This is a genomic window from Burkholderia sp. PAMC 28687, assembly GCF_001577465.1.
In the GTDB taxonomy this organism is placed as follows: domain Bacteria; phylum Pseudomonadota; class Gammaproteobacteria; order Burkholderiales; family Burkholderiaceae; genus Caballeronia.
Window position 1 is genome coordinate 2,542,189 of sequence record NZ_CP014505.1, and the last position, 15,458, is coordinate 2,557,646.

The following is a 15,458-nucleotide window of genomic DNA, read 5'->3' on the forward strand; positions in this document are numbered from 1 at the left end:
CCACACGCTTCGCCACCAGTAATTGTGGCAGTCAATACGGAAACCTGGCCAAGACATAACAACGGGTCGAGCTCATAACGGCTCCACAGCATCTTGAACTTGCCCTTGACTTCGCCATCTGTGGTCCCAGGCAAAACGGGCACGACGGAACCAGTACAGCCAACTCCGCCGTTTGGGCGCCAGCGCGCGCAGCGCGGAGGCCTAATTAGCGGATTCCCACCCTGGTGGCGAAGCGTGTGGGTTGCCGTTGACGGAGGGGGAGGGTTTCAAGTGTTCTTGATTGCGGCGTCGAGCGTTCTTGTGAAGTACCAAACAGTCTGGAACTGCACGCTCGGGACACTTATGTGCCATCGGTGGAGAGGCGTTTTCTTTGCTTCGTTTCTTTTTCGCCGTTGGAAAAAGAAATGAAGTCCCGCCACGGACAGTGGCTAATAGTGCTAAAAAAAATCAGCCAAGACGTAACGCGCGAAGACCTAAAGAGTAGCAACCCAGCATCAAACCCCCACCGCAGCACAAAACCAACTCACTGCAAAACCCCCACCTCAATAGCCTCGCTATAAACCGAAGCCACGCGGCGAGCGATCACTGGCGTATCGAAGTTAGCCTTGGCATAAGCCCGACATGCTTGCTCGCTTGGCAAAACAAGCGACCCGTCGAGCGCACCGATCAGCCCCTCGGCGATGGCATCAACCCCAGTAGAAGGCAAAACAAGATTCCCGGACAACGGCGCAACCGCCTCCGGCAACCCGCCAACAGGCGTAACAAGCACCGGTGTCCCGGAAGCCAGCGACTCCACGGTAATCAACCCGAAGCCCTCAAGCGCAACCGTCGGCACAATACTCACATCAGCCGCCCGATAAAGCGCCGCCAAATGCCGATCAGGCACAAACCCGAGAAGACGCACGTTATCGTCGAGACCGGCTTCGGTAATGCGCGCCTGCAGCTCTTCAGCCAGCCGCCCCTTCCCCGCGATCAGCAACAACACATCGGGCTGCTTCGCCTTCACGCGCTTCATCGCTTCAATAAGATCTTCCAGTCCCATGCGCCGCACGAGTCGCCGCACGGCAAGCACGACCGGACGATCCTGCGGTAGCTGCAAACGCCGGCGCGCATCGGCACGGCTCAACGGCAAGTTGAACTGCGAAACATCTACACATCCCGGCACCACGCGAATCCGGTCTGCTGGAATGGAATATCGCGACTGCAAGATCTCGCCGAATGCCTCCGATAAAACAATCAGCCGCGTCGAACGCGCATACACACGTTGCTCGAGCATCCGCTTGGTACGTTGCCCAATGGTGTCCGCGCCTTCGACATGACTCTCGTCCGCCCAAGGCCCCTGGAAATGCGAGACCTGCGGAATGCCACGCGTGACATCGAGTCCGGGGAACGTATAAAGCGCAAAATGCGACGAGACGACGTCGGGCGTTTCGCGGCTCAGCGAGGCACGCAACGCACGGCGCGCCGCCATCAGCCGGCGCGGCAACGATTGCGCGGCAGGACCAAAACCGTGAATGGCGCCTTCTGTGTCGGATGCGACTCGCGCCGATCCCGCAACCACGCCACGCACCGTGACGCCCGCGCCCGGCAGCGCGCCAACCAGCGTGTGATACATGCGGTCGAGACCGCCCGCGCGCTCAGGGAACCAGTGCATCCCGATCTGCAGCGACTTGATGGCTTGTGTGCTCATATCCCTGACCCCGCTTCAATATCGTTGAAAAATAAATTGCTTATACGGCGGCCACGCTTTCGGCCTTTTGCGCGTCGCTTGTATCGTTCGATGATGCCGCTGCACCCTTCTGACTCGCAAACCCGCGATACAGATCCAGATAGCGCCGCGCCATCCGCGCCCATCCGAACTGGTCCGCAAGCTGGCGCGCGGCCACGCCCATTTCACGGCGTAGCTCAGGTGCATCCGCGAGCTTCATGACAGCACCCGCGAGCGCGGTGGCATCGTCGGGATCGTCGAGCACGATGCCGCAATCCGTGCCGATGATCTCCGCCCCGCCCGCCGTCTTTGCCGTGATGACCGGCAAGCCGGCCGCGAGCGCTTCGAGCAGGGACAAGCTCATGGCTTCGTATCGCGAGGGGAAAACGAATGCATCGACGGAATGCATGAGCGTCGGCATGTTCTTCACGAGCCCGAGAAAATGCACGCGATCGCCGATGCCGAGCGCCTTCGCTTCATCGGGGTAAGGGCTGCCCGGGATGTAACCGGCGACCGCCAGATGTACGCTCGACGGTAGCTCCAGTAGCGCCTTCAGGACGGTGTCGAGGTTCTTGCGCGGCGTGCGCAGGTCGCCCACGAACAACAGCAGGCAGGCATCGTCGGGAAGCTGGAACTGCGCCCTGTCGCTGCCGGTGCGACGTGCCGCTGTGAAAGCGGTCGTATCCACGCCGTTGTAGACGACCTCGATACGCTCGCTCTCCGTACCGTTTGCGCGAATCTCCACGGCGACCTTCTCCGACACGGCCGCGATGATCTTCGAGCGCTGGTACGCCCAGTGTTCCAGCTTCGCATTGACGTGGCTGTAGACGACTTGATATGCAGACCACAAACCGCCGGTGAGCTTGAATGGATAGTAAGGACTCCGCAGCCAGCCGCCGTGCACGAAGTGAGCGGTGTTCACATCGGCTTTGGTCCACGATATGAATCCGTTCACATGCAGCACGTCATAGTCCTTTTTGTGTTTCTTCAGCCACAGCGCGGTCTTCAGCGCGAAGACCTGCTGCTTGAAAAGCTTGGTCGGCCAGAAGCGCCCGATCTTGATCGCGACCCATCGCAAACGCGTTTCCGATGCCAGCTCGGGCGCCACATGCGACGCAAGCAACGTGACCTGGTGGCCCTCCGCCAGCGCGGCGCGTGCGATCTCGTAGTTCACGCGGCCTTGCCCGTCGTTATGACGCACGACATGGGTGACGATGGCGATTTTCATCGGATTGCCTTGTGTGGAATGGATTGTTCGAATACCGCGCGTGCCCGCTTCTTTTCGAGCCGCATGTGATGGCGAGCGGCCAGGACCGAGCACAGGCCCATGTAAAGGATCATTCCGCCAATCGATGTGAAGGTGTTGGTGAAGACCAGCATGCCGACAATCGCAAACGCCACGCTCAATGAGGCTTGCGCGTACTTGTCATCGCGCAGGGAAAACGACGCACGGAATGCGCGCATCAACAGCAGGCCGAGTCCGGCGAGGTACATCAGCGAACCTGGCCAGCCGAGCACGAACGGCACGTTCATCACGCCGCTGTCGAAGCTGCCGTATTTTCCCAGATCACCGTTCGATGACGAAAGCTTGGTAGAAGAACCTGTCGCCCCAAAACCTTCGCCCGACACATCCGTAAAGGCTGTTTTCGCAAACGATGCATAGAACTCGTTGCGCGCGGCGTAGCTGTTGTCATCGCTGAGATTGGTGATGGATTGCAGGCGCGTCGCCATCTTGTCGGCGATAGGACCGAAGGTCAGCAACGGCACCGAGAGCGCGACCAGCACCACTCCGCCAATCAGAATCCGCACGCGTACCTTGTTGCTCGCCTTGATGATTTGCAGGACCATCGCGATGACCCAGCCGCCCCACGTCGAGCGCACCATGCAAAGTCCGAACGAGATAAAGCCGAGACCACCGGCAAGCCATCGCACGCTCTGGGTGCCGGCCATGGTGAAAGTGAGCGCGGCCATCATCGCGAGGGCGAATGGGCCGGACGAATTCATGGTGCTGAACACACGCACGCCAAGGCGAACGGGGTCGCCCTGCGACGCCATTTGCGATCCGATCATCCACATTGCGTCCCATGCGGGCATGATGAAGAACTGCACGAGCCCGTAACCGCCCATGAACAGCATGCCCCAGATGAACGTATCGAGAATCGCCTGGCGATACTTTGGATATTCGCGTGCATGGACCATGATGTGGAATCCGATAAGCACCGGATAAAGCCACGCAGCGAGATCGTAGGTGGCCGCCATGGGGCCGTTTGACATCACGCCGATCAAGTACGCATAAGCGAGCCCGAGGAAGATCAGCAGGACCGGCACGCCCCGTCTTTCGGCAAGCACACGGTAATGCCGCACAACGGTCAGCGCGCATATCATCGTGACGACAACCGGCGCGATCTGGATCAGGCTCGTCGGCGTGAAGCCGCCCTTTGCGTAATCGGCAAGGCGCCGGACTTCCGGGCTCAGGAACCATTGCCACCAGACAAAGCCGATGTATCGGGCGGGGCTCTTGAAATAAAGCCACAAGCCGACCGCTGTCGATAAAAACGGAAAAGCCAGCGTCAGCACCGTGCCCTGATGCGCGAGGATGAGCAGCAGCGTGAACGCCCAGAAGCCGGTCTGCGGCACCCAGTGTTTGGGTTCATCGCGGAACAGTCCGAGGAACCCTGCGCGCGCGGGCTTACCGCCGTTCTCGATCAGATCGGCAATGAATTTGGGCGTGCGCGGAGCGGCTGGCGTGCTCATCGTCAGTGCGCCCTGCGTGATGATGCGATGCCGTGAAGATCGGCATGCGCCGGCGTTTCGACGGGACGCGCATTGCGCATGAACTCCTGCGTGATGCGGACGTGCTGCATCGCGAACTGATGGGTCGTGTAATCACGCGCCGCAAAGTGACGGCTCGCGGCCTGCGCGCGCTGCAGCGCGAGTTCCGGATTGGCGACGATTGTCTCGAGCGTGCGCTGCAACGCCTGCACGTCGTGCGGCGGCACATAAAACACATGCTCGGGTCCAAAATAATCGCGCAACGAACCGACGTCGGAAACAATCACGGGCTTGCCCAGCGCAACGGCTTCCAGCACGACTGTGATGCCCGAAACATGCGTGTTATGGCGCAACGGCACGACGATCACATCGGCCCAATCGTAGAGTTCGCGGGCCGCCTTGAGGCCGATGGCCGGCGCGATCATCACGTTGCCGGCATGCAGTTCCTTCGATACCCGGCGACGCGTCGCAATCCGCACTTCACATGCAGGATTCTGCCGGAATGCCTTGACCAGCGATTCCCAATCGCGATCACGATCATTGCCAATCGCGCCAATTCGAACGGGCGTATCCGGTTTCCACGCCGCTGGTTCCTGCAACGGAAAGTCGCGCGGATTGATGCCGTAGAAAACCTGCTGCACCTCGCGCTTCAGGTAGTCACGCGCCATCTGCGCATTCTCGGTCGCGTGGGTGGTCAGCACATCGGCGCGTGCGAGCAGCTTCTTATAGAAGAATTTCCTTATCGCACCGTAGCTCGCCCATTTATCGAAGAGCCAGACGCTTTGCGCGAGCAACATTGGATTGCCGCGGGCTCGTCCCTTCAACAAAAGCAACAACGCCGCCGATAAATGCTCGTGCTCCGTATGCGTCCACACCACGTCCGAATTCAGGATCTCGTCGCGATTGCGCCACGTATGAACGAAATCGAAGCCGAGCACGGCTTTCAATCCGCGGCGAGCGAGACGCACGATCTTGTTCTCGGGTTTGTCGCGCGAATACGTCAGCGTCATCTCCGGCGACTCGGCGTGGTGATATCCGTAAAGACAACCAATGTTCTCGCCCTTCCGATAAAACCGCGGATCGGAGCCATAGAAAAGATGCACGTGAACCTTCGTAGGCTGGACGCCGGAAGCCTCGGCGTCTCCGTGTTGTCGCTGTGAATGCCGGACCCTCGATACGCGGCTCATGCGGCTTTCGCTCCATCGGAATGGCTGCGCATGGCGAGCGCATACGCTGCGGGTTCGTGCTGCGCGTCGCGGCGGGCGTCGCGGGCGCCTCGACGCATTGCGCGATAACGCGTCCAGCAAGCGGCATTGCGGGTACGTGCGAGCGCGAGAACCGTATGAGCGAATCCCGGCATGGCACGCGTGCCGATGGCCGCGTACCAGTACCAAGCGACATGCCGTGCGATGGGACCCAGATGTTCACGCAACACGAGATGCACGTTGTAGGCGGTGTCCGCCAGCGCGCCGAGCGTTTGCGCATCTCGGCCGTTGTCATCGAAACGTTCAGCCGGAAAATGATCGACAGCGACGCGCGGATCGTAGACCATCTTCCACCCCGTGCGCTTCACGCTCAAGCTGAACGATAAATCGTTGCAAGGCTGCGCCCCCTTGCCTCGCAAGCGGGTATCGAAGCGCAACTGGCCGACGGCCGCGCGCCGGTAAATCATGTTCGCGCCCTTGAGCAACCAGACTTCGCGCGGCGCGCCAACGCCCAGATGATGGTTGCCGATGATCTTCCCCGAGCGGCGAATCTGGCCGACCTCGGTGCGTTCGCCATCGAGCAATGCGCCACGTTCGAACACCCAGTCGCGCCCGCCCAATGCGCCCAGTGACGCATCGCCGGAGAAAGCTTCATCTATGCGTGCCAGCCAGTCGATACGCGGTGCTGCGTCGTCATCGGTGATCGCGACGATGTCACCGCGCGCTGCATCGAGGCCACGGTTCAACGCCGCGACCTGGCCGCCAAGTCCGGTTTCGATCACGCGCAACTCAAATGGATTTCCCTTGGCCATTTCCGTTTCGATCGCGCGATGCGTGGCATCGTCCTCAGGCCGTGCAACGATCAGCACTTCATTTGCTGCGCGCGTTTGTGTACGCAACGCCGCGAGGCATCGCTTCAGATCGGCCGGACGGCGATACGTCGGAACCAGCACGGAAATAGTCAGGGTCGATGTCATGCGCGCTCCGATGCGTCAAACGTTCAGGTAGTCTTCAACCGCTGCGTAGTGCCCGCGGTTATAGCCGCGCGAGCGCTGCGCCATGCCGTTCATGATCGCGCCGGCGAGCGGAATGCCCGCTGTGCGCAGACGCCGGATGGCATCGGAGATTTCCATTTCATTGTGCGCGCCCGAGCGCATCACGAGGAAGTTCGTGCCCGACAACTTGCCGATGATCGATGCGTCCGTCACCGCGAGAATCGGCGGGGTATCGATGAAGACCACGTCGTAGACCCGTCCCAGGCCATCGAGATATTGCTGCAGGCGCGGTGACATCAGCAGCTCCGACGGATTCTCCGGGCGCTTGCCTGCGGGCATGAAACTGAGCAACGGTGTGCGCGTGGTACGTATTGCCTGTTCCAGTCCAATGGTTCCAGCAAGCAGTTCGGCCAAACCATTCGCACGATCGAGGCCGAACGACCGCTCGAGTTTGCCGCGCCGCATGTCGGCATCGATCAGCAGAACTTTTTTACCCGATGCCGCAAGCAGCACTGCCAGATTCACCGCCAGAAAACTCTTGCCGACGCCCGATGCCGGGCCAGTGAGCATCACCGTATGGTTGCGCGCTTCCATGAGCGTGAATTGCAGCGACGTGCGCAGGCTGCGCATGATCTCCACGCAGACGTCGTTCGGGCGCATGACTGCGAGAATGGGCAGGACACGATCGCGATCACGCTCGGTACGCTTGGCTTCGGCATCGAGCTTCGTTTGTTCCACGCTCAGCGGCACGAGTCCGATCAGCGGCAAACCGGCCAGGCGCTCGACCTTGTCCGGGTCCACGATGCCCTTGAACATCGCGCGGCGCAGGAACACGAAGCCCGTGCCGAGGATCAGTCCAAGGATCACCGCAGCCGACATGATCAGGAATTTCTTCGGCTTGATCGGCGCGCCGGGGCGCAAGGCGGCATCGACTATATGCACGTTGCCGCCCGTGCCGGCCTTCTGCACCGACAATTCCTGCACGCGGTTCAGCAGCAGCACGTAGATGTCCTCGGCCACTTTTGCATCGCGTTGCAGCGATACAGCCTTCACTTCCGACGCCGGCAAGTTACGAAAGCGCTCGCCAAACCTTGCGCGTTCCGCTTCGAGCTGACCGAGTTGCTGCTGCGCCACGATAAGCGCCGGATGAGCACTGTTGTAGCGCTGATTCAACGTCGCAATCTGCAACTTCAATCCGGATATCTGTGCCTCGTAGCTGATGCTGCCTTCGAGGTAGACCTTGGCTTCATCGCTGGCGTTGATCGAACCGGACTTGCTTTGATATTCGGTCAGCGCAGCCTCGGCGTGCTCCAGATCACCCTTCAAACGCGGCTGTTCGCTTTTCAGGAACGCGAGCATCTTTTCGGCATCGGCTTGTTTGCTCTCAATGTGCTGATGCAGATATGAATCAGCGAGTGCATTTGCAATTTCCGCAGCGCGTGCCGGGTCGCCGTTCTCCAACGATATTTGAATGACGCCCGTCGCCTTGCCCTGCTCCGCCACCGTGATGCCCGACTGAAACGACGCGATGGCGTCCAGGTCGTTCGCCCGCAGCACGATGAAGCGCGTGCCGGGACGCGCGACGAGTTTTGCCACGTTGATGTTCACGCCGTTGCCGCTTTCCATCGTGCCGACGGTGCCTTCAAGCAGCATGCGGCCATCCGGCGTCGCGAGCGAATAGCGGTTGTTGGCAAGCGCGGTCAACGTGAGCTTCTGCCCTTCGAGCGGCTGCACGACTTCAATGGAATCAATCGCCGCCTGCTCACCGCCCCAGGCATACGAGCTCATTCCAAACCACGGCTTCGACGGCTTGCCTGGCGTCGCAAGACGGCCTGCCAAGCTGCCGAGGAGTGGCACGGTCATAGGTGTGACGGAGAAGTTGAGCTTGCATTGGGTGACAACGGGCGCAACCACCCCACGGCTCTTGATGATCTCGATCTCCGCATCCGTCGGCAGCGCGCCCGACGAATTGCCGATAGCCGCGCCCGTCTGCGTTTGCGTGAGCGCTTGCGACGTGTTGTCGGATTGCTCGACACGCACATGGGCATCGGCGGAATACACGGGCTTGGCGACGTAGCAATACGCGCCCGCTGCGAGCACGATGAACGCCGCGATCCCGATCAGCCACCAGATGTCGTCGATGATCACCTGCAGCAACTGCCCGAGAACGACGTCCTCTTCTTCTGTCTTGCCCTGATAGGAATGTGCTGGCGTGCTCACGTTTCAATCCCGGTTGATATGACGCGCATTGACGATCAGCGCGTCAGTTGCTTCAGGTAGAAGATGGTCTGCAAGGTCGGCAGGACCTGGTTGACCAGACGGTTGAACTGCACCGATCCGGCCGTGCCCACATACACCACGTCGAGCGGTTGCAAACGGAATTGCGTGGACAGCAGCAACGAGTCCGGTTGCGTCAGGTCGAGCCGGTAGATATCGGGCGATTCGGGTTTTTCTCGCGCACCGCGCACCACGTAGATCTGCCGCGCGTTGGCGTCTGTATCGAGAATGCCGCCGGCTTGCGTGAGGGCATCGGCTATCGTGAGGCGGCCTTTCATCATCGATACAGGCAGCGGCGTCTTGACCTCACCCATCACGAATACCCGGCTGTCCGTGCGGTCCGGAACGTTGACGATATCGCCTGCCTGAAGCATCACGTTCTGATCTATTTCACCGCGATCGAGCACGCCGTCGGCATCGAGTTGATACAGCTTGCCGTTGCGCGTAAGACGCACGCGTTGCAGGTCGGCGTCGGCAGTCGTTCCGCCGGAACGCGTGATGGCATCGACCAGCGTAAGCGGCACGTCGCTCATTGCAAGCGGCCCGGGGGTCTTCACTTCGCCCGTCACCGACACCTTCTGGCTTCTGTACGCAAGCACGCGCACATCGACCTGCGGCTTCTTGAAATACGGCGTCAAGGCTGCTGCAAGCTGATCGCGGATCTCGCCTGCGGTCTTGCCCGCCACGCGAACCTTGTCGAGAAACGGAAAGAAGATCGTGCCGTCGGGAGAGACGGTCTGCCCGAACGGATCGGCCTGGCCCGGCAACGCCGTGGTGTACGGCTGCGCGAGCGCGCCGGCCACCGTTTGCGTGGTGTTGCCACCGGCAGACAAGGTCTGCCCCTGCTGCGTGGTCAGTTCGGGATGATCCCAGACCGTGACGCCAATAATGTCCTGCGGCGCCACGCGATACACGTATTGCGCTGGATCGGCAAAACGCGCAGGCGGCAACGGCGCGGCTGCAGCCGGACGATTTTGCTGCAGGATGACATCGGCCGAAATCAGGCGCACAGGATAGGTCGCCGTTGGCGTAGGGTCATTGTCCTGCAGGCGCGATGTGTTCAGGCTATAGCCCGGCAGCGCGCCACAGGCCGACAGAAAAGTCGTCAGCGAAAGGACCACGGAAACAGTAAAAGCTAGAGACCGGTTCACCATATTTTATTCAGCCATCCCTGGACCAGACGTTCAATAAGCCCGAAGCTCTCGCGATAGGCGCTTTCATGGCGACCATATGGATCGATCACTTCCGAGTCTTCCCACTTTCCGAGCAAGTGCACCTTGCCGCGCGTGACCGGTTCCATCTCCTCGATCGCCGTGATGTGCTTGCGCTCAGGTACCAGAATCAGATCGACTGCACGAGCCATGGCGCGATCGAGCTGGCGTGCAGCATGTCCCGACGAATCGACGTCACGTTCCATCAAGAGCCGCGACATGGTCGTATCGATAGCGCGGCCCTCTTGCGCAAAGAGCCCTGCCGAACCGAACTCGATTCCGCGTCTCGCATGTTTGTTGACCATCCGGGCCGAGTGCGCGCGAAACAGCATCTCGGCGACGGGGCTCCGGCAGACATTTGCATGGCAGACAATCAAGACGCTTTGAAACATGTGGGCGGTGTCCGTGAATATGTTCGATACTGCGGCGCATGGCGCGAGCACCGGGTCCTTCGGCCGGTCTTCGCGCATGAGAGTTCTACGGGTTAAGCCGTGACCGGTGACTTGGCCGCTTGCCGGACGCCGCGCCCGATCGCGTGATATTCAATACCGATCTCAGCCATCGTTTCCGGCTCGTAGAGATTGCGGCCATCGAAAATAAGCGGTGTTTTCAGGCGGCGTTTCATGCCATCGAAGTCCGGGCTCTTGAACGCCTTCCACTCCGTCACGATGATCAACGCATCCGCTCCATCGAGCGTATCGGCGTGGTCCTTCGCGTAGCTCAAACGCGCGAGTTGCTCGGGGGTGTCACGCAGATCGAGCGCGATCACACGTTGGGCTTCGTCTGTTGCGACGGGGTCGTAGGCGCTGATCGTCGCGCCGCGTTCCAGCAGCGCCGCGATCAACACGCGGCTCGGGGCGTCGCGCATGTCGTCGGTATTCGGCTTGAACGCGAGGCCCCACAGCGCAAATTTCTTGCCGCTCAGATCATTGCCGAGGCGTGCAACGATCTTGTTCGCAAGCGTCTGTTTCTGCGCCTCGTTCACCGATGTCACCGCCTTCAGGATTTCCATCTGCTCGTTGTGCTCGCCGGCCGTCTGGATCAGCGAGCGCACGTCCTTCGGAAAACACGATCCGCCATAACCGCAACCCGCATACAGGAAGTCGTAGCCAATGCGCGGATCGGAACCAATACCGCGACGCACCGCTTCAATATCCGCGCCCACGCGATCCGCGAAATTCGCGAGTTCGTTCATGAACGAGATGCGCGTGGCGAGCATGGCGTTGGCCGCGTATTTCGTGAACTCGGCCGACCGTACATCCATGTACAGGGTGCGCTCATGGTTACGGTTGAACGGCGAATAAAGACGCTTCATGCGTTCGCGCGCGCGTTCGCCGGGGACGTCGTCGTCGCAACCGAGCACGATGCGATCGGGCCGCGTGAAGTCGTCGATAGCGGCGCCCTCCTTCAGGAACTCCGGGTTCGACACGACCGAGAACATGTGTGTCTCGCCGCGCTCGGCGAGTTCATGATCGATCGCCGCTTTCACGCGGCGCGCGGTACCGACGGGCACCGTGGATTTGTCGACGATGACCTTGAAGTTGTTCATGTAACGGCCAATGTCGCGCGCCGCAGCGAGCACGTATTTCAGATCGGCGGAGCCGTCTTCGTCGGACGGCGTACCGACCGCAATGAACAGCACTTCGCCGTGCTCGACTGCGGCCTTCACATCGGTTGAAAACGTCAGGCGTCCCGCTGCGCGATTGCGCGCAATGACTTCCTGCAGGCCCGGTTCATGAATCGGCACGCCGCCGCTGTTGAGAATGGCGATCTTGCGTTCGTCGAGGTCGAGACAGAACACGTCGTTGCCGATGTCGGCGAGGCACGCGCCCGTCACGAGGCCTACATAGCCACTTCCGATGATGGTGAGTTTCATAGCACGTGCTCCAGGGTTGGCAAATTATTCAAGCGTTATCCGATGATTCTTCTAGTAGGCGTTGGCGCCCGCAAAACCCTTCCACAAAGTCATCGCGACGATCTTCATGTCAAGTCCGAAGGTCCAGTGCTGCATGTAGTACAGGTCGAGCTTCACGCGTCCCATCATCTTTTCGATGCGGTCCGTTTCGCCGCGAAAACCGTTCACCTGCGCCCAGCCGGTAATGCCGGGTTTGATGCGATACCGGTACATGTAGCCCTTCACGAGATCCTTGTAGATGTCGTCGTGTTCGAGCGCATGCGGGCGCGGACCGACCACCGACATCTCGCCGCGCAGCACATTGATGAACTGCGGCAGTTCGTCGAGGCTCGTGCGCCGAAGGAAAGCACCTACGCGCGTCACGCGCGTGTCGCCCTTCTTCGCTTGTGTCACGTGCCCGGCGGTTTCCTTGTGCACGCGCATGGAGCGGAACTTGAAAATCTCGAACTCGTTTCCATCGATACCCTTGCGCTTTTGCTTGAAGAACACCGGTCCTGGCGACGAAAACTTCACCGCCACCGCGAGCGCGATCAACAGCGGTGCGAGACTCAGCAACACGATGGCGGCAAACATGCGATCGAACACGCGCTTGGGCAGTACCTTCAAATCCGTGATCGGCGACGCCGCCAGGTTGATCGCCGGCACGCCGAGCAGATCGACCACGGCGTGATTGAAGAACGACAGACTGCGTACGTCCGGGATGAAGCGGATGTTCACGAAGTCATCGCGGAACTCGGTAACCAGCTTGTGGATAGTGCGTTCCTGTGAAATCGGCAACGCCAGCCACAGTTCACGAATTGCGCGACGCCGAACGAGTTGTGTCAGGTCGGCCAGATCTCGGCTCACCGGCACGCCTGCGAGCGTCTCTTCGGCGAAGGCATCATCGAACACATACACCGGACGAAAACCCGCTTCCGGTCGGCTGCGCATCTGTTCGATCAGGAACTGGCCGTAAGGCGCCGCGCCAACGATTGCCACCGCTTTCTGATTGAAACCTTCGCGCCGCAGCGACTTGAGCGCTGCATGCACGCTCGCCTTCGAAATCATCAACAGCGCAGCCGTGGCGACGCCCCAGTAAAGCAACCACAGACGCGACAACAAATCTGCACGATGCACGCTGAACGTAAGCAGCACGCCCGCGCCTTCCACCATCAGCCATGCGACCGTCACGCGCAGCAGCAGGTCGTAGACGGGCTTGCCGCGCCACGACTTGTAGATCCCGAACGACGGGAACGTCATGATCACCAGCACGCAATTGAATGCCAGCAGCGTGCTTTGCATGTCGTCGAGCCATACCGCATTTCCCGCGTGCAGCGACGCGGCGAGCAACGCGCCCAGCGCGACCATCGCTATGTCGATCATTCTCGAAAGCACGCTCAACATGTAGAACACCTCGGGTGAAATGGGCGGCGCGCTGGAACTCGTTCTGGCGTCAAGGCCGCTTTAAAGCGAGTACGCCAATTGCCTTGGTACATACCCGTATGAGGCTGGAATTTAATTCATGCTGCAACCGCAAAATAATGCGTGAATTAATTCACCGTTTTCAACGGATTTATTTTCGTCATATGCGGGATTGACCGGCGTTTCGATCGTCGGTTGTCGCGCGGCATTGCGGATTTTTCGCGGACATCGTCAACGACTTCGATGCTTACTCCGCAAGGGTTTCGGCCGAATCTTAAGCAATTATTTTCGAATAAAAAATTCGCGCATCGTAAGAAAAAAATTCAGGCGTCAGTCTCAGTTACATCGAATGGCCGGCATACCAGCCCGCATATAGCTGTCGATTATTTTCTGGTTTTTTGATTTATCGGCTATTTACTCCGTGATAAAAATTGCAATACCCGTTCAAGCCCAGGAGTTCCCTCTTCATGACCGCCATCGATACAACGCTTGTCAGCGCGCCACACTTCCCTGCCGCCTCCGAAACCCGGCTGAGAATCCAGCCCGTCATCCTCGCCGGTGGCGCCGGAACCCGTCTCTGGCCCATGTCTCGCGAGCATTTCCCGAAGCAGTTGATCGGCTTGATCGGCGAACAGTCGCTTTTGCAATCCACCGCGCAACGGCTCGACGGCCTGACATACGGCACGGCCCGCGTCGACGACGCCATCATTGTGTGCGGCGAGGATCATCGTTTCACGACGGCAGACCAGTTGCGCTCGTCGGGCCGCAAAGCCGACCTGCTGCTCGAACCGGTCGCGCGCAATACGGCCCCTGCGTTGACCGTTGCCGCCATGCATGCATTGGCGTCCGGCGATGACGCCGTTCTCGTCGTCATGCCCGCAGACCATGTTGTTACGGATACCGAAGCGTTTCACAAGGCAATTGGTGCGGGCGCGAAATGCGCGGAAGACGGTGCGATTGTCACGATGTGCATCGTCCCGACACATGCGGAAACGGGCTACGGGTATATCAAGGTCGGGCAGCAGATGCTTGGCTCGGGCGCGTGGCCGCTCGAAAGATTCGTCGAAAAACCGCATCTCGAACTTGCACGCCAATATGTGAGTTCCGGCGAGTACTGGTGGAACGCGGGAATTTTTATCGTACGGGCGTCAGTGTGGCTGAAAGCCATTCAACACTTCCAGCCCGCAATACATGCAGCCTGCCGCGCCGCGTGCGATGCCGGCACGCGCGACGGCGAATTTTTCCGCCTCGACAAACAAGCGTTCGCGGCGTCGCCTTCGGATTCCATCGACTACGCGGTGATGGAGCAGCTCGCCGCCGATCAAAGCACCTGCATGGGCGCCGTCATACCGCTTAACGCGGGCTGGTCCGACGTCGGTTCATGGGACGCAATCTGGAACATCCTGCCGAAGGACAGCGAAGAAAACGTCGCACGCGGACGTGTGATGTTCCAGGGATCGACATCCACATACGCGCATTCCGAAGGCCGGCTGATTGCGTGCGTGGGAACGCATAACCTCGTGGTCGTGGAAACGGCCGATGCCATTCTCGTTGCCGACAAGTCGTGCGTGCAGGACGTGAAGGCAATCGTCGGGCGCATCAAGGCCGAGCAAGGCAAGGAGGCAGCAGATCATCGCAAGGTGCACCGGCCCTGGGGCCATTACGATTCCGTCGATAACGGCGAGCGGTTCCAGGTCAAGCGCATCGTGGTGAAACCGGGCGCGAGGTTATCGCTGCAAATGCATCACCACCGCGCTGAACATTGGGTCGTGGTGCGCGGCACGGCGCTGGTGACGCGCGGCCAGGAGGAGTTCATCCTTGCCGAAAACGAGTCGGTCTACATTCCGATTGGCGTGCAGCATCGGCTGGAAAATCCGGGAAAGATGCCGCTCGAAATCATCGAAGTCCAGTCGGGCACGTATCTGGGCGAAGACGACATCGTTCGTTTCGACGACAAATACGGCCGCCAATGAG

11 protein-coding genes are annotated in these 15,458 nt (G+C 60.1%); 1 reads left to right on the forward strand and 10 read right to left on the reverse strand.

Annotated features, from left to right (window positions below; translation table 11 throughout):
- Positions 1-523: 523 nt before the first annotated feature.
- The 10 genes from AX768_RS11760 to AX768_RS11805 form a co-directional block, all read right to left on the reverse strand.
- Positions 524-1,690, reverse strand: a complete 1,167-nt coding sequence (locus AX768_RS11760; RefSeq protein WP_062000101.1) for a glycosyltransferase family 4 protein — start codon at positions 1,688-1,690, stop codon at positions 524-526.
- Between the two features lie 40 nt (positions 1,691-1,730).
- Positions 1,731-2,936: a glycosyltransferase family 4 protein gene (locus AX768_RS11765; RefSeq protein WP_062000102.1), complete on the reverse strand. Its 1,206-nt coding sequence runs from the start codon at positions 2,934-2,936 to the stop codon at positions 1,731-1,733.
- Positions 2,933-4,462 carry a glucose-6-phosphate isomerase gene (locus AX768_RS11770; RefSeq protein WP_062000103.1) on the reverse strand — a complete coding sequence of 510 codons (1,530 nt, stop codon included), beginning with the start codon at positions 4,460-4,462 and terminating at the stop codon, positions 2,933-2,935. Before AX768_RS11770 ends, AX768_RS11765 begins: the two co-directional genes overlap by 4 nt.
- A gap of 2 nt (positions 4,463-4,464) precedes the next feature.
- Entirely contained in the window at positions 4,465-5,583 is a 1,119-nt protein-coding gene (locus AX768_RS11775) for a glycosyltransferase family 4 protein (protein ID WP_062000104.1), read from the reverse strand.
- Between the two features lie 80 nt (positions 5,584-5,663).
- Positions 5,664-6,650: a glycosyltransferase family 2 protein gene (locus AX768_RS11780; protein ID WP_082778885.1), complete on the reverse strand. Its 987-nt coding sequence runs from the start codon at positions 6,648-6,650 to the stop codon at positions 5,664-5,666.
- Between the two features lie 27 nt (positions 6,651-6,677).
- Entirely contained in the window at positions 6,678-8,900 is a 2,223-nt protein-coding gene (locus AX768_RS11785; RefSeq protein WP_062000105.1) for a polysaccharide biosynthesis tyrosine autokinase, read from the reverse strand.
- Between the two features lie 35 nt (positions 8,901-8,935).
- On the reverse strand, positions 8,936-10,111 hold the full coding sequence (locus AX768_RS11790) for a polysaccharide biosynthesis/export family protein (protein WP_062000106.1): 1,176 nt from the start codon (positions 10,109-10,111) through the stop codon (positions 8,936-8,938).
- Positions 10,105-10,560, reverse strand: coding sequence for a low molecular weight protein-tyrosine-phosphatase (locus tag AX768_RS11795; protein WP_062000959.1), 456 nt, complete (start codon positions 10,558-10,560; stop codon positions 10,105-10,107). The genes AX768_RS11790 and AX768_RS11795 overlap by 7 nt, the downstream gene beginning before the upstream one ends.
- Positions 10,561-10,652: 92 nt before the next feature.
- Positions 10,653-12,044, reverse strand: coding sequence for a UDP-glucose dehydrogenase family protein (locus AX768_RS11800; protein WP_062000107.1), 1,392 nt, complete (start codon positions 12,042-12,044; stop codon positions 10,653-10,655).
- A 51-nt stretch (positions 12,045-12,095) separates the two neighbouring features.
- The gene (locus AX768_RS11805; RefSeq protein ID WP_062000108.1) at positions 12,096-13,466 is read right to left on the reverse strand and encodes an undecaprenyl-phosphate glucose phosphotransferase; all 1,371 of its coding nucleotides are present in this window, start codon (positions 13,464-13,466) and stop codon (positions 12,096-12,098) included.
- Positions 13,467-13,951: 485 nt separating this feature from the next.
- On the opposite strand from AX768_RS11805, the gene AX768_RS11810 reads away from it, so the two are divergent.
- Positions 13,952-15,457, forward strand: coding sequence for a mannose-1-phosphate guanylyltransferase/mannose-6-phosphate isomerase (locus tag AX768_RS11810; RefSeq protein WP_062000109.1), 1,506 nt, complete (start codon positions 13,952-13,954; stop codon positions 15,455-15,457).
- Position 15,458: the final 1 nt, after the last annotated feature.